We start from the raw sequence: 20,844 nt of genomic DNA on the forward strand, positions 1-20,844 counted from the left end.
CCCCTTTGGCCTGACAATGTCATGTCGCCACCTGTTATGCCGGTGTCATGAAGCGGCTTTACCCAAAGGGCAAGGCCCGCCAATCTCGGGCCGGTAACAATCAATCGGAGTCTTCCCATGACCGCACGTATTCTGGGCACAACCGCGATCATCGCCGCGCTGTCCGCCTCTGCGCCGGCACATGCCGAAACGACACTGCATATCCTGCACATCAACGATCTGCACAGCCGTATCCAGCCGATTAACCGCTTCGATAGCACCTGCCCCGCCGAGGATGACGCGGCAGGGGAGTGTTTCGGCGGCGTGGCGCGGATCGCCACGGCGGTGGACAGCTTGCGCGGGCCGCTGGTTGCGGCAGGCGAGAATGTGATCGTTCTGGATGCGGGCGATCAGTATCAGGGCAGCTTGTTCTTCACCACCTATCGTGGTGCGGCGGCGGGCGAGTTCATGGAGGCCATCGGCTTTGACGCCATGGCGCTGGGCAATCACGAGTTCAACAACGGCCCCGAGGGGCTTTTGCCGCTTCTGGATAAGGTGAGCTTTCCGGTCTTGTCGGGCAATCTCGATGTCACGGGCGACCCGACGCTGAACGGTCGGGTGCAAGATCATGTCGTTCTGGATGTCAACGGCATGCAGGTGGGCATCATCGCCGCGCTGACACGCGATACGCAGGAGATCTCATCGCCTGGCCCAAACGTGATCTTCCAAGATGAGATCGACGCGCTTCAGGCCGATGTCGATGCGCTGACCGCGCAAGGTGTCGATAAGATCATCGCGCTGACCCATGTGGGCCTGCCCGCCGATATTCGCATCGCCGAGGCGGTGACGGGCATCGATGTGATCGTCGGTGGCCATTCCCATAGCTACCTCAGCCAGAACGACCCCCGCCGCGATGGGCCTTATCCGTTGTGGATCAGCAATCCTGAGGGCGCGCTGGTGCCCATCGTGCAGGCCTATGCCTATTCCAAGTATCTTGGCCATCTTGAGGTCACTTTCGACGATGCGGGCAATGTCGTTTATGCCGAGGGCAACACCATGCTTCTCGACGCCTCCGTCACGCCCGATGCGACGATTGCCGCGCGGGTGGCGGAACTCGCAGGCCCGATTGAGACCGCTATGGCCGAGATCGTGGGTGAGACCACCGGCTTTGTCGAAGGCGACCGCGCGGTCTGCCGCGTAACGGAATGTGCGATGGGCAATCTGGTCGCTGATGCCATGCTTGACCGCGTGCGCGACCAAGGTATTCAGATCGCGATTGCCAATGGCGGTGGCTTGCGCGCCTCCATCGATGCGGGCGAGGTGACGATGGGTGAAGTGTTCACCGTGCTGCCCTTCCAAAACACGCTTGCGACCTTTCAAATGACCGGTGCCGATGTGCTGGCCGCACTCGAAAATGGCGTCAGCGAAGTCGCCGAAGGGGCTGGGCGCTTCCCGCAGGTCGCGGGGCTGCGCTTTGTGTGGAACCCTGCCGCGGAACCCGGCGCGCGCATCGTCTCGGCCGAGGTGGACATGGGCGGCACTTGGTCCCCGCTCGACCCGGCGGCCGTTTACGGCGTGGTGTCCAACAACTTCATGCGTGGGGGCGGTGACGGCTACCGCGTTTTCGCCAATAACGCGCTGAACGCCTATGATTACGGCCCCGGTCTGGAAGAGGTCGCCGCCACCTACCTCAGCCAGAACAGCCCCTATACCCCCTATACGGATGGCCGGATTGCGACCGCCGAATAAGGATCGCTGAAAAGCCTTTGGGCCGGTGCGCAGCGCGCGCGCCGGCCTTTTTGTATCTGGGTCTTTCGCCGCGCTGCGCGCGCTTCTATCGTTGGGCCATGTGTGGACGCATGACCATGACCCATCCCAGCGATGCAATGGCGCGGCTTTTCGATGCCGCGCCTGCCAATGATCTGCCGCTTGTGCCGCGCTACAATATCTGTCCGACACAGGCGGTGGGGGTGATCTGCGCCGGGCAGGGGCGGCGCAGCTATCGGCCCATGCGCTGGGGGTTCTTGCCGCATTGGTACAAGACGCCGACGGATGGGCCGCTTTTGATCAATGCGCGCGCCGAAACCATCGCGGAAAAACCGGCCTTTGGCACAGCCGTGCGCGCACGGCGCTGTCTTGTGCCGGTGACGGGGTTTTACGAATGGACCAAGGATGACGCGGGCAACCGCCTGCCCTGGTATTTCACGCCTGCCGATGGCGCGCCCTTGGTCTTTGCCGGGGTATGGCAGGATTGGGGGCAGGGCGCGGCGGCGATGACAAGCTTTGCCATCCTGACCACGGCGGCCAGCCCTTGGATGGCGGACACGCATCATCGTGAGCCTGTGGCGCTTGCCCCCGATGATTGGGCGCGCTGGCTGGGTGAGACGGGCGAGAAGGCCGCGCCGTTGATGCGCCCGGCCCCGGCGGCGTATTACCAGCGCTGGCGCGTCGATCCGCGCGTCAATTCCAACCGCGCCGAAGGGGTGGGGTTGACCCAAGACATCGCTGGCTGAGGTGCAGGGCAGATTGGAGCGGGCGGCGGGAATCGAACCCGCGTCTCTTGCTTGGAAGGCAAGGGTCTTACCATTACACAACGCCCGCAGCGCTGCGCTGTCAGGTAAAGCCCATGGCCCCGCCCGTCAAGCACCCGTCAGAAGATGGGGTCGCTATTGTCGAGAAGGGCGAGATTGACGCCCGCAAACAGGATTGAATTGCCGCCGCCCGAGGTTTTCACCCGCCAAGAGTTGCTTGATCGCTATGGCTTTGCACAGTGACGCGTCAGCCCGTCCCATTGCGGGCCGCTGGACATGGCTGTAACGCCAAGCGACGCAAACGATTAGACGGCCCATGACCTCAGATAATTCCACCAGCCCGAAAGCCGGCCTTGCCGCTGGCGCCAGTGAAGACCGCGCCAAATCCCGCCGTATCGGGAGCTTGCGTGCGCTTTTGCCGTTCATGGCACCCTATTCCGCCATGATCGCCGCCGCGATTGCAGCTTTGGTCTTGACCGCCATCGTGTCGCTGACCCTGCCTTTGGCGGTGCGCCGCGTCGTGGATGGGTTCAACTCCGAGACTGCGGCGCTGCTGGATCAGTACTTCTTGGCGGCGCTTGGCATCGCCTCGCTGCTCGCGCTTGGAACGGGGCTGCGCTATTACCTTGTAACGCGCTTGGGCGAGCGGGTCGTGGCCGATATCCGCAAGGCCGTGTTTGACCGTATGATCGCGATGAGCCCGGCCTTTTATGAAAAGATCATGACGGGCGAGGTGTTGAGCCGGATCACCACCGATACCACGCTGCTTTTGTCGGTCATCTCCTCCTCGGTCTCGGTGGCGCTGCGCAATCTGCTGATCTTGATCGGCGGGCTGGGTCTGATGATGGTGACATCGCCCAAGCTGACGGGGGCGGTGCTTTTGATCGTGCCCTTGATCATTGTGCCCATCGTCGTGCTGGGCCGGCGTTTGCGCAACCTGAGCCGCGAGAACCAAGATTGGATCGCCGAAAGCTCGGGCAATGCGTCCGAGGCGCTTTTGTCGGTGCAAACGGTGCAGGCCTTTACGCATGAGATTGCCTCGGCGCTGACATTCTCGCGCGTGACCGAAAAGAGTTTTGACAGCGCCAAGAAACGCATCGCCACCCGCGCGGTAATGACGGTGATCGTGATCGCGCTGGTGTTTGCGGGGATTGTCGGCGTCTTGTGGACTGGTGCGCGCGATGTGCGCGCCGAAGCGATGAGCGTGGGCGAGCTGATCCAATTCCTGATCTATGCCATCATGGTCGCGGGTTCGGTCGGTGCGCTGTCGGAGATCTGGGGCGAGTTGCAGCGCGCCTCTGGTGCGACCGAGCGGCTGGTCGAATTGCTGCGCACCACCGATAGCGTGGCTGACCCCGCCCAGCCCATCGCCTTGCCCCAAGGCGGGCGCGGCGCGATCGTCTTTGACGCCTTGCGGTTTTCCTATCCGACGCGGCCCGAAACATCGGCGCTTGATGGTGTCAGCTTTACCATCAAGCCCGGCGAGACCGTGGCGCTTGTCGGCCCATCGGGGGCGGGTAAATCCACGATTTTCCAGTTGCTTTTGCGCTTTTATGACCCGGTTGAAGGGCGTATCACGCTTGATGGTGCCGATCTGCGCGCGATGACCCGTGCCGATTTCCGCGCCGCGATGGCCATGGTGCCGCAAGACCCGGTGATTTTCGCGGCCTCCGCGCGTGAAAACATCCGCTTTGGCCGCCCCGATGCCACAGATGCCGAGGTGGAGGAGGCCGCAAAAGCCGCCGCTGCCCATGATTTCCTGACGGCACTGCCCAAGGGCTATGACACCTATGTGGGCGAGCGTGGCCTGATGTTATCGGGCGGGCAGAAGCAGCGCATCGCGATTGCGCGCGCGATTTTGCGCGATGCGCCCATTTTGTTGCTTGATGAAGCCACCAGCGCGCTTGACGCGGAATCCGAGCGCGCGGTGCAAGATGCCGTCACGCGCCTGTCCGCTGGGCGGACGACGCTGATCGTGGCGCACCGCTTGGCAACTGTGAAACAGGCCGACCGCATTCTTGTGTTCGAGGGCGGCAAGATCGTGGCCGAGGGCAGCCATGACAGCCTTGTGGCGCAGGGCGGGCTTTATGCGCGTCTGGCGCGGCTGCAATTCACCGAAGGGCTGGCCGCCGAATAAGGCGGCTGGGGCAGGGGGGCGCGATGAACCTGCCGATCATCGACAATCAGACCGCGCGGCGGCTGTTTCTTGATACGCACGCGCTGTTGGACCGGCCAAGCGGCCCCGGCGGTGGTGCGGGGCTGGCCCAGTTGATCCAGCGCTTGGGCTTTGTGCAGGTCGACAGCGTCAACACCATGGCGCGCGCCCATGACCTGATCTTGTGGTCGCGCCAGAACGCCTATCGCCCCGCAGCGCTGCGCGCGCTCAATGACCGCGACCGCGCGATATTCGAGCATTGGACCCATGATGCCGCCGTGATCCCGGCGGCGTTCTTCCCGCATTGGCGGCTGCGGTTTGACCGTGACCGTGAGCGCCTGCGCGCGCGCTGGAAGGATTGGCACGGGTCCGCCTTTCACGCGGAAATCGACACGGTGCTGCGCCATATCAGCGTTCATGGCGCGGTTCATTCCGCCGAGATCGGTGAAAAGCGCGCCGAGAAATCGACAGGATGGTGGGATTGGCACCCGTCCAAGATCGCTTTGGAATATCTCTGGCGCACGGGTGAATTGGCGATCACCCGGCGCGAGGGGTTTCGCAAATTCTACGATCTGACCGAACGCGTGATCCCGCCCGAGCATTTGAACGCCCATCTCCCCGAAGAGCGCGTGATCGACTGGGCCTGCCGCAGTGCGCTGGACCGCTTGGGCTGTGCGACGGCGGGCGAATTGGCGGCTTTCTGGGCGCTGATCACGCCGCTTGAGGTCAAGGCATGGGCCGATGCCGCACGCAGGCGGGGTGAGATTGCCGAAGCGATGGTGATGGGCGGTGATGGCACCCCGCGCCGGGTGCTGATCTGGCCCGACACCTTGGCGCGCGCCGCTGACCTGCCGGACCCCGCGCCGCGCCTGCGGGTGCTGTCGCCCTTTGATCCCGCATTGCGCGACCGCAAACGGGCCGAGCGGCTTTTTGGCTTTTCCTACCGGATCGAGATTTTCGTCCCCGAAGCGCAGCGCCGTTATGGCTACTACGTCTTTCCGCTGATGGAGCGCGACCGGATGGTCGGCCGCATCGACATGCGCGCTGATCGTGAGACCGGCTGCTTACGCGTCCGCGCGCTCTGGCCCGAGGCGGGTATCAGTTGGGGCCAGGGTCGGCAAAACAGGCTTGAGGCAGAGTTGCACAGGCTGCTGCCATTGGCGGGATGTGACAGCGTTTCTTTCGCTGAAGGATTTTTAAAATAATTATATATTTCATATATTTGTTGATTTTTGTTAAAGTAAAACTTTAGCATATCGCACGGCCTTAGGCCGCGCGTCGCACCAGATCGGCCAGTGCCGAAGCCCCAAAGGCCACCGCAGCCACGCAGACGATGGAGGGGCCAGCGGGCGTGTCGAAATGATAGGCCAAGATCATGCCCAAAACCGCCGAGCCTGCGCCGATGCTGGCTGCGATCAGCGCCATCGCCTCGGGCGTGCGGGCAAAACTGCGCGCCGCCGCCGCCGGGATGATCAAGAGCGCTGCGATCAGCAAAACCCCCACCACCTTGATCGCGACAGCCACCACCACGGCCAGCGCCAAAGTCATGATCAATTGCTCACGCCGCGGATCGATGCCCGCCGCCGTTGCGAGATCGGCCGATAAGGTCGCGGTCAAGAGCGCCGACCAGCGCGCCCAAATTAGGCCCATGACCAAAAGCGCGCCGCCCCAGATCACCGCCAGATCGGCGCGCCCCACGGCCAAGATATCGCCAAAGAGATACGCCGAAAGATCCAGCCGCACGCCTTGCAACAGCGACACCGCGACCAAGCCCGCCGCCAGTGCCGAATGTGACAAGACCCCCAAAAGCGTATCCATCGCGCGCCCCCGCCCCGACAGCGCCGAGACCGACAGCGCCATGGCCAGTGCCATGACCAGCGTGCCCAGCATGATCGACAAGTTGAAGGCCAAGGCCAGCGCCACGCCCAAGATCGCCGCATGCGCCGTGGCATCGCCGAAATAGGCCATGCGCCGCCAGACGATGAAACAGCCCAAGGGGGCGGCGGCCAGCGCCACGCCGATGCCCGCCAATGTCGCGCGGATCAAAAAATCATCCAAAAGCGCGGTCATTCTGCCGCCTCATGGGAATGGGTATGGGGGTGGTCATGATCGTGATCATGCCCATGGGCATGTTCATGGCGGTAAAGCGCCAGCGCGCCTTGCGTGCCTGTGCCAAAGAGCGCCCGGTATTCCGGGGCCGAGGCCACCTGTTCAGGGTGCCCCGCGCAGCAGACATGCCCGTTGAGGCAGATCACCCTGTCAGAGGCTGCCATCACCACATGCAACTCGTGGCTGACCATCACCACGGCACAGCCAAGTTCCGCCCGCACCTCGGCGATGCGGCGATAAAAGGCCGCTGATCCCGGCTGGTCCAGCCCTTGGGTCGGCTCGTCCAAGATCAACAGGTCGGGGCGGCTGAGAAGCGCGCGGGCCAACAGCACGCGCTGAAACTGCCCGCCCGAAAGGTCGGCCATTTGCCGCCCGCCCAAAAGCCCTGCGCCTGCGCGCGTCAGCGCCTCGTTTGCCACCGCCTCGGGGATGCGGTTGGGCAGGTCGAGGAAGCGGCGCACTGTCAGCGGCAGGGTCGGGTCGATATGCAGCTTTTGTGGCACATAGCCGATGCGCAGCCCCGGCTTGCGCCACACCTTGCCGGCAAAGGGGCGTTCCGCCCCGATCAGCAGCCGCAGCAAGGTGGATTTGCCTGATCCGTTTGGCCCGACAATGGTCACGATCTCGGCGGGCGAAATCTCGAAATCCACGCCTTGCAACACGCTTTGGCCACCAAAGCGCATATCGACCTTCTCCAATCGGGCCAAGGTCATGATGCGTTGGCCTTGTTGCAGCTTGGGCAAAGCCCCTCGGCCTCGATCACGCTGCGGGTGATGGTAAATCCCACGGCCTTGGCCGTTTGCGTCAGCGCGGCGCGCGCGGCGTCCGGCACGGCCTCGGCCACCACGCCGCAACCGGTGCAGATGAGAAAAGCCGCATCGTGATCGGCACCGGGGTGGCTACAGGCGGCAAAGGCGTTGAGCCGCTCGATCCGGTGGGCAAAGCCGTGCTTGGTCAAAAACTCCAGGGCGCGATAGGCGACGGGTGGCTGCGAGCCCATACCTTCGTCGCGCAAGACATCGAGGATTTCATAAGCGCCCAAGGCGCGGTGCCGCTCAAGCAAGATCTCAAGCACGCGGCGGCGCACAGGCGTCAATTGCAAGCCATCGGCGGCACAGCGCGCGGCCACGGAAGCGACCGTATCGGTGATACAGGCGCTATGGTCATGGCGGGCAAAGCCGATTGGCGCGGGCAGGGGCGGTGTGGCTGTCATGGGGTCTTGATATGTTATTGCATAACGTCTAACAAGTGGCCGTTGATGTTATGTTATCACATATGAGGACCGCGATGAACACCCCCAAGCTGGCTTGTCTGACTGCTTTGCCCCTGCTTTTTGGCGCCCCTGCACTGGCCGATGTGCCGCGCGTGGCGGTTGATATCGCGCCGGTCCATGCTTTGGTCGCCAAGGTGATGGACGGGGTTGGTATGCCTGATCTGGTCGTGCCGCCCGGTGCCTCGCCGCATGGCTATGCGCTGCGCCCCTCTAAGGCGGCGCTACTGCAAGAGGCCGATCTGGTGGTTTGGGTCGGGCCGGGCCTGACGCCTTGGCTGGCCGATCCGCTGGACACGCTCGCCCCCGATGCCGCGCGGCTAAGCTTGCTTAAGGCCGACGGCGTACGGCTGTTGGATTTCCGCCAAGGTGTCAGCTTTGCGGCCCATGATCATGACGCGCATGACGCAGATGGGGAGAAAGACGCGCATGACGATCACGGCCACGAAGAACATGGTCATGAAGAGCATGGTCATGACGACCAGGGCCATGAAGAGCATGGTCATGACGACCATGGCCACGATGAACATGCGAATGAAGAGCATGCGCATGACGATCATGCCCATGATGATCATGGACACGACGAGCACGATCATGCCGGCACCGATCCGCATGCTTGGCTTGATCCGGTCAATGCGGGGGTTTGGCTTGGCGTGATCGCGGATGCGTTGTCGCGCCTTGATCCTGAAAACGCCGCGCGTTACGCGGCGAATGCCGCGCAGGCGCAGGCAGGCATGACCGCGCTTGAGGCCGAGATTGCCGCGCGCATGGCGCCGCTTAGCGGCCAGTTCATCGTCTTTCACGACGCCTATCACTATTTCGAGGCCCGTTTCGGGGTCGAGGCCGCGGGCGCGATCAGCCTGTCGGATGCCGCACCTCCCGGCCCGGCGCGGGTGGCCGAAATCCGCGATCTGGTGGCCGATCAAGCGATCACCTGTGTCTTTGCCGAGCCGCAGTTTAACCGTGGCATGGTCGATGCGGTTTTCGCGGGCACGGGTGTTAATATCGGCATTATCGATCCGCTTGGCGCAACGCTGACGCCCGGTGCGGCCCTTTACGATGCGCTTTTGACGGGCATGGCGGCATCGTTTGAAAGCTGCCTGTCAGATTAAGGCAGGCGGGTCATTGTCGCTTAGTGCTGCGATCTCGCGCAGCGTCGCTTGCGCCTTGGCCGTGGCACTGGCCAGCCCGTCGCGCAAGGTGGCGATGACCTCGGCATCGGCCTGTGCGCCCGCTGCCACTTCCAACGCGCGCAGGGCTGCGCCCAATTCGTGAAACCCTGCCATCATGGCCGCACCTGCCGCGCGATGCGCTGTCTCGGCTGCGCGTGCGGGGTCTTGTGTCACTTCGGCCAAGGCTTGCGCCGCCAATCCCAAGGTGTCGTGCAACAGCGCCATGCCAAGTGCTGCGCCGCACATCTCGAGCGTGGCGCGCAACAGCGCCATTTCATCGTCGCTTGGCGCAAAACTAGCCGGGTCTATCGGTGCCGCGCCAAGGCTCAAACAGGCCTCAAGATCGGCCAAACCAAAGGGTTTCACCAAGAAATGGGCAAAATGCCCGCTCTGCGCCGCTTCGGCGATTGCATCGATCTGTGCCGTGATGCCGATGATCGCGGCATCGGTTGATGCCCCTGATGATTTGATCCGTTCCGCCGCCGCGGGGCCGCTGATGCCGGGCATCTGAAAATCCATCAAGATCAGCCCATAGGCGTTTGTCATCGCCTGTGTGACGGCCTGTTCGCCGCAAAAGGCGGTATCGACCCGAAAGCCAAGCATACCCAGCATTTGCGCAACCAAAGTGCAGTTGATCTGCGCATCATCCACGACAAGGGCGGATTTGCCCATGACCCGCACAACCGCAGATCGGTTGGGTACAAAAGGCGGCGCGCTGTCCGCATCGCGCATCGCGTCCAAGGCTGTGTCTGTTTTCTTCAGCGCATGGGTGCAGCTTTCCTGTGCGCTTTCGACCAGTTTCAGGGCTGTTTCCGAAAGCGGTTGACGCCGCAGCAGATCAAGCGCTGCGCGCAGACCATGCAGGGGGGTGCGCAACTCATGGTTCATTGTCGCAAGAAAACGCTCTTGCGCGCCGCGATCATCTTTCGCCGCATCGACGGCGGCATGGTTGCGCCAAAGGTGCAAGGCAAACCCCATCGCCACCATGATGAGCACCAGCATGGTGATGCTGGTCCCTGACATGGCCGCGCGCAGATTGCGCTCTTGGGCGCGAAACGCTTCGGCCTTGGCCAGCATATCTTTTTTAGCATCGATGCTAAGCTGCTGCACCAAGTCATTGATCCCATTGACCTGCTGATGGAGTGGAACAAGCGCGCGGGCAATCTCGGGCCCAGCCGTGATCATCATGATCCGCGCGGTGAGTTCATGGCATGCTGCATCAAGTGCGGCGATATCGGTCGCGAAATCGGTGGCCAAACCTTTATCGTACAATTCCGCAAATGCCATGTCCATGCCGGCATCGAAATGGGCAACTGCCAGCCGCAATTGCGCAATCGCCGTGGCACTGTCGGTGTTGGGCCAAAGCCGGGTGGCGTGTTTGGCGGCGCGCGAGGCATTTTGCAAATCGCGGTAATCCACCGCGAACTGCGTGAGTTTCCAAGCCGCAACTGTGCTATCGGCGCGGCGCATCATATTGATATCGTGATATAGTTTCACTGCCAATCCAATGAATAGAATGGCCAGAACAACCACAATTGCGCGCAGCATGCCCGCGCACTGCACCCTGACCAAGGCGGGCGATGCGGCCCTGATCGGCGATATCCCCGTAAACACGCTCATGTGCAGGCGACGGGTGGCATTTGCCATTTGCGCAAGAGGGTTGGATGCGCGCGGCGATAATCGATGGCAAATCCGTGCAAGGATTTTTTTGCCATCAGGCCAAATCTGGCGCTCCGCTTTGGGCGGATCGCAGCCGCCCGCATCATCTTGTGCAGGCTTTGGCGGATGTGTTCCGCGCGGGTGATCTGTTCGTTCTTCCAATAGGCCGTCGTTACATGGCTGGCCCATGGCTGGGCCGGCGGAGTTGTCTTGACCCTTCGCACCGCGGTCTTGTGTTGGCGCGCCCACAATGGCCCTGTATCAAGGCGCGCATTGCGAGAAATCAACGCGCTTGCCGAAAAATGGGCGGAGATAGAAATAAGGTAACACCGGGGCGCAACTGGCTTCATCGTGAAATACCGTTTAATGCACAGACACCATTCGTGCGCTAATTTCAACTTTTATACGATAGCCACAGCGCCTAGGCACTGGCAAACTATCTAAAGTTTATAAAATATCTTTCGTGTGAAACTCTTGCGAAAGCTAATAAAAAGAGACACCAATGATGAGTAGCTTATGAAGCGACGTATGTCGTAGTCGGTCGAAAGACAGCTCCCGACAAAGGATATGAAATCGTGGATAAAAATCGCGTGGCCGATATGAAAGTTCTGATTGCCGATGATCATGCGTTGTTGGCGCAGGCTGTGGCCCATGCGCTGCGCGAAGAGGCAGGGTTTGACGTCGCCGTGACAACATCGCGCCAAGGTGCGGTCGATGAGCTCGAAAAATCACCCTATGATGTGGTGCTTTTGGATCTGCGGATGCCGGGCATGCATGGCCTGTCGAGCGTGGCAGAGGTGGTCAAGCGCGCGGGCGATGGACAGGTTGTCTTGTTCACCGGTCAGCTTGATCGGCAATTCCTTGATGATTCCATCAAGCTGGGGCTGAGCGGTTATATTCCCAAGACCATGCCGCTCAAATCGCTGCAAAGCGCGCTGCAACTGATCCGCAGTGGTCAGACCTTTATCCCGCATATCGATGGCCCGGCGGAAACCGACCAGCCCACCACCCCGGTCAAGCGCGAACCCGTTTCTGACCGCGAGGTGCATGTGCTGCGCCTTGCCGCCGATGGCGATACCAACAAGGAAATCGCGCGCGCCTTGGCCGTGACCGAGACACAGGTTAAGATGATCATGCGCAATATCTGCACCAAACTTGGCGCACGCAACCGCGCGCATGCCTGCATCATCGCGCGCGAGCGTATGCTGATCTGACGCCAAACAGCGCAAAGGCCGTTTTCTGGAGATGTAAAAAACCCCGCCAACAGTGGGGTTTTTCTTTGCCTGGGCTTGCGCGTTTAACCTTTGGCGGGCGTCAGCCAGATATGGATGAATTGCACAAGCGCCGCGATGGGCCAAGGCGCATCGTCGGTATTGTCGGCTGTGACGCGCGCTTGCGCCTTTGCCCAATCATCGGGAAAGCGATCCGCCAATTCCTTTGCCACCACCTGCGCGACCGCGCCGGTTGATTTGCCGCCAACGCCGCGCGTGTGCAAAAGATCGAACCATGCCGCCTCGGGTGCATCAAGGATCCGTCTGAGCGAATAGTCGCGGAAAAACTCCGAGCGGATCACGCTGGGGCGCAGCGTGTTGGCTTGTGCCTCGGGATTCAAGACGCTGCGCAGGTCTTGGTCGAGAAAGGATGCTGTGTTCACTTTGGGTGCTCCCTCATGGAGATGCGTCTGACCCACTGGCACGGGCGGTCTTTGGCGCATCCTTATCTTGAGCGTTGACTCTAAAAACTCCCCGTGTGTGTCACAAATTATCCTTCGTCGTGAGGGCGGCGCTTCCGCTGCGTCACGTGCCGCTTGCGCGTTGGGTCTGTCCGAGGTGCGCCAAAGCCCCTCGATTTTCCGCAGAAAGGCCCGATAAACGCCCGCGTCCATGCGTCGCGCAGGCCGTTGTTTTGATGGGGTGGGATGGTGCCGCAGGGGAGGATTGAACTCCCGACCTCACCCTTACCAAGGGTGCGCTCTACCACTGAGCTACTGCGGCGCGTCGGCGGTCACTTAAAAGCATCTTCCACCTACTGCAAGCGCAATCTGGACGCCCCCGCCCCAGAGGGGTAAACCCTCAGCCATGGCAGCGAAAGATCCTGAAAATCGACCGGCCAAACCGCCGAGCGATCCGCGCAATGCGCGGCTCAAGGCGGCACTCAAGGCCAATCTGGCCCGCCGCAAGGCACAAGCACGCGCCCGCGCAAGCGAGACCGGCGCCGATGAAGATGACAAAAGGCCGGGACAGACCGGCACCAATGCGCAAGAGCAGTAAAGGGGCGTTGTGATGGATAAGATCGTGGTAAAAGGTGGCGGCGCGCTGTCGGGGCAAATCCCTATCGCGGGTGCCAAGAATGCCTGTCTGACCTTGATGCCCGCCACGCTTCTCAGCGATGAGCCGCTGACGCTGACCAATGCGCCGCGGTTGAGCGATATCCGCACTATGACGACGCTGTTGCAATCGCTGGGTGCCGAGGTGACAGCACTCAACGGGGGGCGGGTGCTGGCGCTGTCGTCGCATGGGTTGAACAATCACACCGCCGATTACGATATCGTGCGCAAAATGCGCGCCTCGATCCTTGTGCTGGGGCCGATGCTGGCGCGCGATGGGCGCGCGATTGTGTCGTTGCCCGGCGGTTGCGCGATTGGTGCGCGCCCCGTCGATCTGCATCTCAAGGCGCTGGAGGCGATGGGCGCTGATCTGGACCTGCGCGATGGCTATGTGCATGCAACCGCCAAGGGCGGGCTGAAAGGTGCCGTGGTGGATTTCCCGGTTGTTTCGGTCGGGGCCACGGAGAACGCGCTGATGGCCGCCACCTTGGCGCGCGGCACCACGGTGTTGAAAAACGCCGCGCGTGAGCCCGAAATCGTCGATCTGGCCCAATGCCTGCGCCGCATGGGTGCGCAGATCGAAGGCGAGGGGACATCGACCATCACGATCCAAGGTGTTGATCGCTTGAATGGGGCTACCCATCCTGTGGTCACCGACCGGATCGAGCTTGGCACCTATATGCTGGCCCCCGCCATCGCGGGCGGCGAGGTGGAGCTTTTGGGCGGCCGGATGGAGCTTGTCGCGGCGTTTGCCGAAAAGCTTGATGCCGCCGGTGTGTCGGTCGAACAGACCGCGGCAGGGCTGAAGGTCACGCGCAAGAATGGCCGCGTCAGCGCCGTGGATGTGCGCACCGCACCCTTTCCGGGCTTTCCCACCGATCTACAGGCGCAGATGATGGCGCTTTTGTGCACCGCGACGGGCGTGTCGGTCTTGGAAGAAACGATTTTCGAGAACCGCTTCATGCATGCCCCTGAACTCATGCGCATGGGCGCCAAGATCGATGTGCATGGCGGCACCGCCACGGTGACCGGTGTCGAACGCCTGAAGGGTGCGCCGGTCATGGCCACCGATCTGCGCGCCTCGGTCAGCCTGATCTTGGCGGGGTTGGCGGCCGAGGGTGAAACGGTCGTCAACCGCGTCTATCACCTTGATCGTGGCTATGAGCGGGTCGAGGAAAAGCTCGGCAATGTCGGGGCCAAGATCGAGCGGGTGCGCGAACATGACTGAGGATGCGCGCTTTGAAGATGCGGCCCCGCGCCCCGTCGCTTTGCGCGCCTATGATCGGGATGACCTCGCGGTCATCGCCACGCTGACCCAAGACGCGGTCTTTCCCATCGCCGAGATGACATGGGACCGCCGCCGCCGCCGCTTTGCGCTTTTGCTCAACCGCTTCCGCTGGGAAGATGTCGGGGCCAACCCGCCCGAGCGGGTGCAAGCGGTGCTGGTGATCGATGATGCGCTGCATGTCGCCACCCAAGGCTTTGAGCGTAACGCGCGCGATCTGGTGCTCTCGGTGCTGACGCTGGCATGGGCGCCGGGCGAAGATGGCACGGGCAAGATCGTCATTACGCTTGCGGGCGATGGGGCCATCGCCATCGATGTCGAGGCGATGGACGTCACGCTGCGCGATGTCACCCGGCCCTATCTTGCCCCCTCGGGCAAGGCCCCGCGCCACCCGGATTAGGGGCTATCCCGCCCTCAGGTCAGCAACCTAAAGGCATCATCATCATGCCTTTGCCTCACTCCCATCGCGTTGGGCGGTGATGTTAAAGCTGATGCCCTTGATTTCGATGGGCTTTCCGTCAAAATCATATCGACTGACACCGGCATGAACGCGCAGCCATATCCATTTGTCGAATTTGTCACGGCGTCGATACTCAATCACGACTTTCCGCTTTTTTCCTGTTCGCAAGTCCTGGACAGCTTGGTTTGCATGCGCAACATCATCAGGATGCAGTATGGCACTCCAATCAGTAAGCGAAATACTTAGTTTTCCGGGTCCATAGTTTGAATGCTGCGTGAAACTTGGACCAAAAACCGCTTCGTTTTTTTGAAGGTCAAGATGCCACGTGTAGGCCTGAGCTGCATCAAGAACATCTTGATAATGAATCGAAATTAAACTGATATCTGTCAAATCAGTGACCGAGCCAAGAACGTTAAGAAATGTGCCAGTTTTCTCTTTCAGTACAAAATCGAACTTCAAGAACTTTTGCTCAAGTCCAAAGGTGAAATACCCTGATACTGCGTCGTGTTTCTTGCTTTGTAACTCTGCCATGATTGCAGAAATTGATTTTCTACTTGATTGCCGAAAAATACTTGAAAAGTAAGATAGTTGATTGGGTTTTTTGATATCGCTTTGTCCGAGAGTGGCCCACAGGGCATGGATCTCTTTGATCTCTCTCAGCTCACCATTGCTATCGATCATAAGCGAAAAAAATCCAACGGGTGGATGCGCAACAAGATCTTTTTTCATGGCTGGCCGCTCTTCAGGGCTTCTGATTTGGCGGATCTATACTAATCCATCGACCCTTTATTCGCGATTCTGCTGAGAAACACCCACCGAAATGGAGTTTCGTTCAACTGCCCTAGTGCGGAGGAGTATCGCATTTTTGCATGGGACTTCAAGAGCCGCATCGCGTCAATTTTTTTGCGCCATGCATCAATGATACCAAGCATTTCGCGGCAAGCGATGATGATAATTTTTCAATTTTTATAATGTGTTAGCTCAGGCCGTTTGGATCGCAATGCGAGAGCTTATTCCGCAAGGCCCGAGCCCTCGGCGCACAAGCCGCCTTATTGCTGAATCGCCTCCAGATAGGTGGCCAAGGCCAAGACACGGCCACGCACCGCGATCTCGGTGCCGACATCGCCCAGCTCTGAGGCAACAGCCGCTTCGAAACGGTCGCCCCAGATTGGCATCGGGCCGCCGTGACCGCGCAGCCCCGAGCGCCCATCGATCAGATGGATCACCTCCAGCATCGGGAAGACGCCATTATTGCGCGCGCGGATCTGCGTTACATCGGGAACGGGGATTGACATGTATTCGGCTAATGGCCCGTCGCCGCGCCCGGTCAGCCCATGACAGCTTGCGCATGCGCGCGCGTATTCCTCGGCCCCTGCGGCGGATTGTGCCGATGCCGTTTGGGTCATTCCCATGATCGTCAATGTCGCCGCGATCGCGGCTAAACCTTGTTTTATGTTGCGCATTGCACGCTCTCCTTTGGCTGATTGGTTGCATGGGTCATGATCGACCCGGGCCATATGCTAGGCGCTGGCCCGCGCGGGGTTCTTGACGAAACGCATTGCAATGGCACATGGCGCAATGGGCGCTTCACCCGCGCGGCGAGAGAGGGTAGAGGGGGTGCGCGTGCAGGAACGGAATGACGATGCCAATTTTTCTCAACAGCCGGGATGCGGGGTTTTCACAGCGCTTTGCTGCGCTGCTTGAGATGAAGCGCGAAGATGCGCCCGATGTGGATCAGACCGTGGCCCAGATCATCGCCGATGTGCGCGCGCGCGGCGATGCGGCTGTGATCGATTTGACCGAACGTTTCGACCGGCTGCGCCTCACCGCTGAGACCATGGCGTTCAGCGCCGCGGAGATCGCGCAGGCGATCGACAAGGTGCCCGCCCATGAGCGCGCGGCCCTCGAACTCGCCGCAGACCGCATCCGCGCTTATCATGAACGCCAACGCCCCAGCGACGCGCGCTGGACCGACGCGGCGGGCGCGACACTTGGCTGGCGCTGGACGCCTGTCTCGGCGGCGGGTCTTTATGTGCCGGGCGGCTTGGCCTCATACCCCTCCAGCGTCTTGATGAACGCGATCCCGGCACAGGTCGCGGGGGTAAAGCGGCTGGTGATGTGTGCGCCCACACCCGATGGCCGCGCCAATCCGCTGGTGCTTTTGGCCGCCCATCTTTCAGGCGTCGACACCATCTACCGTATCGGCGGCGCGCAAGCCGTGGCCGCCATGGCCTATGGCACCGCCACCATTACACCCGTCGACAAGATCACCGGCCCCGGCAATGCCTATGTCGCCGCCGCCAAGCGCCGGGTTTTTGGCCGGGTGGGGATCGACATGATCGCGGGCCCCTCTGAGATCCTCGTCGTGGCCGATGGCGACAACGACCCCGATTGGATCGCGCTCGATCTTTTGTCGCAAGCCGAACATGACGAAAGCGCACAATCGATCTTGATCACCACCGATGCCGCCTTCGGTCAGGCGGTCGCTGTGGCCGTCGAGAAGCGGCTTGAGACGCTGGAGCGTCGCGCGATTGCAGGGGCAAGCTGGCGCGACTACGGTGCCATCGTTACCGTGCGCGATTTGGCCGAGGCCGCTGATCTGACCAACCGCATCGCGCCCGAGCATCTGGAGCTTTGCGTCGCCGACCCCGAGGCGTTGAGCGAACAGATCCACCACGCAGGCGCGATCTTTCTGGGCCGTTGGACGCCCGAGGCGATTGGCGATTACATCGGCGGGCCGAACCATGTGCTGCCTACCGCACGCTCGGCGCGGTTCTCCTCGGGGCTTTCCGTGCTTGATTTCATGAAGCGCACCACGCTCGCCCAGATGACACCCGCAGCATTGGCCGCCATCGGCCCTGCGGCGGAAAGTTTGGCGATCTCCGAAAGCCTTGAGGCACATGGCCTGTCGGTGCGCGCGCGTCTTGAACGGCTCAACCGGACCGCCGGTGAAGGTGAGGGGGAATGAACATGCATATCACCCATATCGAAATCGACATGTCGGGCATGCCCGCGCCCACGCCCGAGATCGAGCAAGAACGCCGCGTCGCCATTTTTGATCTGCTCGAAGAAAACTCCTTCGCGTTGCCCGCCCGCGACGACCGCCCCGAGGCCGCAGGCCCCTATCATGTCACCTTGGCGATCCGCGAAAAGCGGCTGGTGTTTGATGTCGACACCGAAGATGCGCGTGACGCTGCCGAGTTTCACCTCTCGCTCTCGCCCTTCCGGCAGGTGGTCAAGGATTACTGGCAGATCTGCGAAAGCTATTATGACGCGGTCAAGCGCCTGCCGCCCAGCCAGATCGAGGCCATCGACATGGCACGGCGCGGCATCCACAACGAAGGGGCGCGCGTGCTGCAAGGACGGCTGGAGGGCAAGGCCCGCGTCGATTACGACACCGCGCGCCGCCTGTTCACGCTGATATGCGTCCTGCATTTCGGGGTCTAAGACGGCGGTGAGCGCGCATTTCCCCTCTTCGGTGCTGTTTTGTTGCGATCACAACGCGACGCGCTCGCCCATGGCCGAAGGGATGATGAAGAAATTCTACGGCCACCGCGCCTATGTGCAGTCGGTGGGGGTGAAAAACGATCTTGAGATTGACGGTTTCGCGGTCACTGTCTGCGCCGAATTGGGGGTGGAGTTGCAGCGCCACCGCGTGCGCAGCTTCGATGAAATGGCCCAATGGGGCGATGATCTGTCGGGCTTTGACCTGATCGTCGCACTTTCACCCGCAAGTCAGCGCCATGCGCTGGAATTGACGCGTCATTTCCACCTTGAGGTGGAGTATTGGCCCATCCTTGACCCCACCGGCCTTGGCGAGACGCGCGAGGCCAAGCTCAGCGCCTATCGGCAAGCGCGCGACCAGATTGCGGGGCGCATCCTTGCGCGCTTTGGCCCACCGCAAGGCTGACCCATGCGGCGTGGGCGTTGGCCGCTGCCAATCACCCTTAGCGGCTCAATCCGGTGTCTTGCGCAGTTTGGCCTTGAAAAATACCCGCAACGGGCGCATCTAGCCGCCACCTGCACCGCATGGTGCGTATAAAACGGAGTGACCATGGCCAAGGAAGAAATGCTCGAATTCCCCGGTGTCGTGAAGGAACTCCTGCCCAATGCGACGTTCCGGGTCGAGCTTGAAAACGGCCATGAGATCATCGCACATACGGCAGGAAAGATGCGCAAGAACCGAATTCGTGTTCTTGCCGGCGACAAGGTTCAGGTGGAAATGACCCCCTATGACCTGACGAAGGGCCGCATCAATTACCGATTCAAGTAAGGTGCGGCTGATCCTCGGATCAGGCAGTCCCCGCCGCAAGGAATTGCTGGCGGTTTTGGGCATTGTGCCTGACGCGATTGTGCCGCCCGATATCGACGAAGACCCGGCCAAGGGTGAGTTGCCGCATCACTACTGTGCGCGCATCGCCCGCGAAAAGGCCGCCGCCATTCCCGCAGGCCCCGATGATATCGTGCTTTGTGCCGACACGACCGTGGCGCTTGGTCGACGCATCTTGGGCAAGCCCAAGGATGCAGATGAGGCGCGGCACTTTCTCGATCTGTTGTCGGGCCGTCGCCACCGCGTTTTCACAGCACTTGCCGTCAAACGCGGCGATCACCGGTGGGACCGGATCGTCGAGGCGCGGGTCAAGATGAAATCCCTCAGCGACCTTGAGCGCGACGCCTATATCGCCACCGGCGATTGGCAGGGCAAGGCGGGTGGCTATTCGATCCAAGGGCCGGCGGGGGCTTTCATCCCGTGGATATCGGGCAGCTACACGGCCATCGTGGGCCTGCCATTGGCCGAAACTGCACAGGTCTTGGCTGCGGCGGGTTGGCCGGTTTGGGGGCAGGGATGAAGGGGCGGGTGATCTTGCTTGACCGCGTCGGCGATCGCGCGGCGGCCGCGTTGATGGTCGATGGGCGGCTTGAAGATGTGCTGATCGATCCAGCCAGCGATCTGGCAATGCCCGGTGCGATCTACCGCGCGGTGGCCGATAGGCCGATGCCGGGGCAGGGCGGTCTGACGCTCAACATGGGTCCGCATCGGGGCTATTTGCGCCAAGCCAAGGGGATCACGCCCGGTGAGCGGCTTTTGGTGCAAGTCTCCGCCACCGCTGAGCCGGACAAGGCCGCCCCTGTCAGCCCGCGCCTTTTGTTCAAAAGCCGCTACGCCATCGTCACGCCTGCGGCGCCGGGGATCAATATCTCGCGCCAGATCCGCGACGAGGCCGAACGCGACCGCCTGTTGGAGATTGCGCATGAGGCGATGGCAGGCGCGCCCGAGGATCACGGGCTGATCCTGCGCTCTGCCGCCGAGGAGGTGGATAGCGAGACACTTGCCGCCGATATCACCGCGATGCGCGAGTTGGCGGCGGCGGTTTTGGCCGATACGGACGGGCCGCCCGAATGTCTGGTCGATGCGCCCGATGCCCATGAACAAGCATGGCGCGACTGGGCTGTCCCCGACCCCGACGAGGTGATCGAGACGCCCGGCTGTTTCGAGACCCATGGCGTGATCGACGCAATCGAAGAGATGCTTGGCCCCCGCGCGGCGCTGACCGGCGGTGCTTATGCCTATATCGAGCCCACCCATGCCATGGTAGCGGTCGATGTGAACACCGGGCCGGACACATCGCTTGCGGCGGGGCTGAAGGCCAATCTGGCATTAGTCCGCGCGCTGCCGCGGCTGTTGCGGGTTAAGGGGCTCGCGGGGCAGATCACGCTCGATCTGGCCCCCATGCCCAAGAAAGACCGCCGCGTGCTGGAGGATGCGCTGCGCCGCGCTTTCCGCGAGGATGGGGCCGAAGTGGTGCTGGCGGGCTGGACACCCTTGGGCTGTTTCGAATTGCAGAAAAAACGCGACCGCCTGCCTTTGGCACGGCTTTATCCCTGATCCGTCCGGCG

General features: G+C 61.7%; 23 protein-coding genes and 2 tRNA genes. 15 read left to right on the top strand and 10 right to left on the bottom strand.

The window, feature by feature from the left end; genetic code table 11:
- Nucleotides 1-117: 117 nt before the first annotated feature.
- Together KG698_RS08765 and KG698_RS08770 are read left to right on the top strand one after the other, a co-directional pair.
- Nucleotides 118-1,728, top strand: coding sequence for a bifunctional UDP-sugar hydrolase/5'-nucleotidase (locus tag KG698_RS08765; protein ID WP_213685191.1), 1,611 nt, complete (start codon nucleotides 118-120; stop codon nucleotides 1,726-1,728).
- Between the two features lie 98 nt (nucleotides 1,729-1,826).
- The gene (locus tag KG698_RS08770) at nucleotides 1,827-2,492 is read left to right on the top strand and encodes an SOS response-associated peptidase (protein WP_213685192.1); all 666 of its coding nucleotides are present in this window, start codon (nucleotides 1,827-1,829) and stop codon (nucleotides 2,490-2,492) included.
- 14 nt (nucleotides 2,493-2,506) lie between these two features.
- Here KG698_RS08770 and KG698_RS08775 read toward each other — a convergent pair.
- A tRNA-Gly gene (locus KG698_RS08775) sits at nucleotides 2,507-2,580 on the bottom strand.
- Between the two features lie 246 nt (nucleotides 2,581-2,826).
- Here KG698_RS08775 and KG698_RS08780 point away from each other — a divergent pair.
- A complete protein-coding gene (locus KG698_RS08780) occupies nucleotides 2,827-4,647 on the top strand; it encodes an ABC transporter transmembrane domain-containing protein (RefSeq protein WP_213685193.1) in 1,821 nt (606 codons plus the stop codon).
- Between the two features lie 23 nt (nucleotides 4,648-4,670).
- A complete protein-coding gene (locus KG698_RS08785) occupies nucleotides 4,671-5,870 on the top strand; it encodes a crosslink repair DNA glycosylase YcaQ family protein (protein ID WP_213685194.1) in 1,200 nt (399 codons plus the stop codon).
- A gap of 61 nt (nucleotides 5,871-5,931) precedes the next feature.
- Here the strand turns inward: KG698_RS08785 and KG698_RS08790 are convergent, their stop codons facing one another.
- Genes KG698_RS08790 through KG698_RS08800 form a run of 3 tightly spaced genes read right to left on the bottom strand, consistent with a single transcriptional unit; the run spans nucleotide 5,932 to nucleotide 7,987 of the window.
- Entirely contained in the window at nucleotides 5,932-6,735 is an 804-nt protein-coding gene (locus KG698_RS08790; protein WP_213685195.1) for an iron chelate uptake ABC transporter family permease subunit, read from the bottom strand.
- Entirely contained in the window at nucleotides 6,732-7,487 is a 756-nt protein-coding gene (locus KG698_RS08795; RefSeq protein WP_213685196.1) for a metal ABC transporter ATP-binding protein, read from the bottom strand. Before KG698_RS08795 ends, KG698_RS08790 begins: the two co-directional genes overlap by 4 nt.
- Nucleotides 7,484-7,987: a Fur family transcriptional regulator gene (locus KG698_RS08800; protein WP_213685197.1), complete on the bottom strand. Its 504-nt coding sequence runs from the start codon at nucleotides 7,985-7,987 to the stop codon at nucleotides 7,484-7,486. The genes KG698_RS08795 and KG698_RS08800 overlap by 4 nt, the downstream gene beginning before the upstream one ends.
- 74 nt (nucleotides 7,988-8,061) lie before the next feature.
- Here KG698_RS08800 and KG698_RS08805 point away from each other — a divergent pair, with 74 nt between their 5' ends.
- A complete protein-coding gene (locus tag KG698_RS08805; protein ID WP_300983359.1) occupies nucleotides 8,062-9,156 on the top strand; it encodes a zinc ABC transporter substrate-binding protein in 1,095 nt (364 codons plus the stop codon).
- Here KG698_RS08805 and KG698_RS08810 read toward each other — a convergent pair.
- Both KG698_RS08810 and KG698_RS08815 read right to left on the bottom strand, forming a co-directional pair.
- Complete coding sequence (locus KG698_RS08810) at nucleotides 9,148-10,836, bottom strand: response regulator (protein ID WP_213685198.1); 1,689 nt, start codon at nucleotides 10,834-10,836, stop codon at nucleotides 9,148-9,150. The genes KG698_RS08805 and KG698_RS08810 overlap by 9 nt on opposite strands.
- Complete coding sequence (locus KG698_RS08815; protein WP_213685199.1) at nucleotides 10,833-11,273, bottom strand: hypothetical protein; 441 nt, start codon at nucleotides 11,271-11,273, stop codon at nucleotides 10,833-10,835. Before KG698_RS08815 ends, KG698_RS08810 begins: the two co-directional genes overlap by 4 nt.
- A gap of 177 nt (nucleotides 11,274-11,450) precedes the next feature.
- Here KG698_RS08815 and KG698_RS08820 point away from each other — a divergent pair, with 177 nt between their 5' ends.
- A complete protein-coding gene (locus tag KG698_RS08820) occupies nucleotides 11,451-12,089 on the top strand; it encodes a response regulator transcription factor (RefSeq protein ID WP_367114063.1) in 639 nt (212 codons plus the stop codon).
- Between the two features lie 83 nt (nucleotides 12,090-12,172).
- On the opposite strand, the gene KG698_RS08825 is transcribed toward KG698_RS08820, so the two are convergent.
- Both KG698_RS08825 and KG698_RS08830 read right to left on the bottom strand, forming a co-directional pair.
- Nucleotides 12,173-12,529, bottom strand: a complete 357-nt coding sequence (locus tag KG698_RS08825; protein WP_213685200.1) for a hypothetical protein — start codon at nucleotides 12,527-12,529, stop codon at nucleotides 12,173-12,175.
- A 265-nt stretch (nucleotides 12,530-12,794) separates the two neighbouring features.
- Nucleotides 12,795-12,869 (bottom strand) — tRNA-Thr (locus tag KG698_RS08830).
- 84 nt (nucleotides 12,870-12,953) lie between these two features.
- Here KG698_RS08830 and KG698_RS08835 point away from each other — a divergent pair.
- From KG698_RS08835 to KG698_RS08845, 3 genes are read left to right on the top strand one after another with little or no spacing between them, the layout of a single operon-like run.
- Nucleotides 12,954-13,145, top strand: coding sequence for a hypothetical protein (locus KG698_RS08835; RefSeq protein ID WP_213685201.1), 192 nt, complete (start codon nucleotides 12,954-12,956; stop codon nucleotides 13,143-13,145).
- A gap of 12 nt (nucleotides 13,146-13,157) precedes the next feature.
- Nucleotides 13,158-14,429 (top strand): UDP-N-acetylglucosamine 1-carboxyvinyltransferase, encoded by a 1,272-nt coding sequence (gene murA, locus KG698_RS08840; RefSeq protein WP_213685202.1) that lies wholly within the window; start codon nucleotides 13,158-13,160, stop codon nucleotides 14,427-14,429.
- Complete coding sequence (locus KG698_RS08845) at nucleotides 14,422-14,886, top strand: DUF2948 family protein (protein ID WP_213685203.1); 465 nt, start codon at nucleotides 14,422-14,424, stop codon at nucleotides 14,884-14,886. The genes murA and KG698_RS08845 overlap by 8 nt, the downstream gene beginning before the upstream one ends.
- Before the next feature lie 42 nt (nucleotides 14,887-14,928).
- Here the strand turns inward: KG698_RS08845 and KG698_RS08850 are convergent, their stop codons facing one another.
- Nucleotides 14,929-15,675 carry a PAS domain-containing protein gene (locus KG698_RS08850; RefSeq protein WP_213685204.1) on the bottom strand — a complete coding sequence of 249 codons (747 nt, stop codon included), beginning with the start codon at nucleotides 15,673-15,675 and terminating at the stop codon, nucleotides 14,929-14,931.
- Nucleotides 15,676-15,995: 320 nt separating this feature from the next.
- A complete protein-coding gene (locus KG698_RS08855) occupies nucleotides 15,996-16,409 on the bottom strand; it encodes a c-type cytochrome (RefSeq protein ID WP_300983365.1) in 414 nt (137 codons plus the stop codon).
- Nucleotides 16,410-16,588: 179 nt separating this feature from the next.
- Between KG698_RS08855 and hisD the strand changes: the two genes are divergently transcribed.
- The 6 genes from hisD to KG698_RS08885 all read left to right on the top strand — a co-directional run bounded on the left by hisD (nucleotide 16,589) and on the right by KG698_RS08885 (nucleotide 20,833).
- Nucleotides 16,589-17,914, top strand: a complete 1,326-nt coding sequence (hisD, locus tag KG698_RS08860) for a histidinol dehydrogenase (RefSeq protein WP_213685205.1) — start codon at nucleotides 16,589-16,591, stop codon at nucleotides 17,912-17,914.
- Between the two features lie 2 nt (nucleotides 17,915-17,916).
- On the top strand, nucleotides 17,917-18,393 hold the full coding sequence (locus KG698_RS08865; protein WP_213685332.1) for a UPF0262 family protein: 477 nt from the start codon (nucleotides 17,917-17,919) through the stop codon (nucleotides 18,391-18,393).
- A gap of 7 nt (nucleotides 18,394-18,400) precedes the next feature.
- Nucleotides 18,401-18,856 carry a low molecular weight phosphatase family protein gene (locus KG698_RS08870; RefSeq protein ID WP_213685206.1) on the top strand — a complete coding sequence of 152 codons (456 nt, stop codon included), beginning with the start codon at nucleotides 18,401-18,403 and terminating at the stop codon, nucleotides 18,854-18,856.
- Nucleotides 18,857-19,000: 144 nt separating this feature from the next.
- The gene (gene infA / locus KG698_RS08875; RefSeq protein ID WP_011455993.1) at nucleotides 19,001-19,219 is read left to right on the top strand and encodes a translation initiation factor IF-1; all 219 of its coding nucleotides are present in this window, start codon (nucleotides 19,001-19,003) and stop codon (nucleotides 19,217-19,219) included.
- A gap of 1 nt (nucleotide 19,220) precedes the next feature.
- Entirely contained in the window at nucleotides 19,221-19,796 is a 576-nt protein-coding gene (locus tag KG698_RS08880; protein ID WP_213685207.1) for a Maf family nucleotide pyrophosphatase, read from the top strand.
- The gene (locus KG698_RS08885; protein ID WP_213685333.1) at nucleotides 19,793-20,833 is read left to right on the top strand and encodes a ribonuclease E/G; all 1,041 of its coding nucleotides are present in this window, start codon (nucleotides 19,793-19,795) and stop codon (nucleotides 20,831-20,833) included. Before KG698_RS08880 ends, KG698_RS08885 begins: the two co-directional genes overlap by 4 nt.
- The last annotated feature ends 11 nt before the right edge of the window (nucleotides 20,834-20,844 follow it).

The sequence above is a fragment of the Roseicyclus sp. genome (assembly GCF_018402035.1).
In the GTDB taxonomy this organism is placed as follows: domain Bacteria; phylum Pseudomonadota; class Alphaproteobacteria; order Rhodobacterales; family Rhodobacteraceae; genus Roseicyclus.

Bases quoted from the DNA above. Each gene is read 5' to 3' on its own strand.
- KG698_RS08765 (WP_213685191.1), top strand. From the start codon at position 118: ATGACCGCACGTATTCTGGGCACAACCGCGATCATCGCCGCGCTGTCC.
- KG698_RS08770 (WP_213685192.1), top strand. From the start codon at position 1,827: ATGTGTGGACGCATGACCATGACCCATCCCAGCGATGCAATGGCGCGG.
- KG698_RS08780 (WP_213685193.1), top strand. From the start codon at position 2,827: ATGACCTCAGATAATTCCACCAGCCCGAAAGCCGGCCTTGCCGCTGGC.
- KG698_RS08785 (WP_213685194.1), top strand. From the start codon at position 4,671: ATGAACCTGCCGATCATCGACAATCAGACCGCGCGGCGGCTGTTTCTT.
- KG698_RS08790 (WP_213685195.1), bottom strand. From the start codon at position 6,735: ATGACCGCGCTTTTGGATGATTTTTTGATCCGCGCGACATTGGCGGGC.
- KG698_RS08795 (WP_213685196.1), bottom strand. From the start codon at position 7,487: ATGACCTTGGCCCGATTGGAGAAGGTCGATATGCGCTTTGGTGGCCAA.
- KG698_RS08800 (WP_213685197.1), bottom strand. From the start codon at position 7,987: ATGACAGCCACACCGCCCCTGCCCGCGCCAATCGGCTTTGCCCGCCAT.
- KG698_RS08805 (WP_300983359.1), top strand. From the start codon at position 8,062: ATGAACACCCCCAAGCTGGCTTGTCTGACTGCTTTGCCCCTGCTTTTT.
- KG698_RS08810 (WP_213685198.1), bottom strand. From the start codon at position 10,836: ATGAGCGTGTTTACGGGGATATCGCCGATCAGGGCCGCATCGCCCGCC.
- KG698_RS08835 (WP_213685201.1), top strand. From the start codon at position 12,954: ATGGCAGCGAAAGATCCTGAAAATCGACCGGCCAAACCGCCGAGCGAT.
- murA (WP_213685202.1), top strand. From the start codon at position 13,158: ATGGATAAGATCGTGGTAAAAGGTGGCGGCGCGCTGTCGGGGCAAATC.
- KG698_RS08845 (WP_213685203.1), top strand. From the start codon at position 14,422: ATGACTGAGGATGCGCGCTTTGAAGATGCGGCCCCGCGCCCCGTCGCT.
- KG698_RS08850 (WP_213685204.1), bottom strand. From the start codon at position 15,675: ATGAAAAAAGATCTTGTTGCGCATCCACCCGTTGGATTTTTTTCGCTT.
- KG698_RS08855 (WP_300983365.1), bottom strand. From the start codon at position 16,409: ATGCGCAACATAAAACAAGGTTTAGCCGCGATCGCGGCGACATTGACG.
- hisD (WP_213685205.1), top strand. From the start codon at position 16,589: ATGCCAATTTTTCTCAACAGCCGGGATGCGGGGTTTTCACAGCGCTTT.
- KG698_RS08865 (WP_213685332.1), top strand. From the start codon at position 17,917: ATGCATATCACCCATATCGAAATCGACATGTCGGGCATGCCCGCGCCC.
- infA (WP_011455993.1), top strand. From the start codon at position 19,001: ATGGCCAAGGAAGAAATGCTCGAATTCCCCGGTGTCGTGAAGGAACTC.
- KG698_RS08885 (WP_213685333.1), top strand. From the start codon at position 19,793: ATGAAGGGGCGGGTGATCTTGCTTGACCGCGTCGGCGATCGCGCGGCG.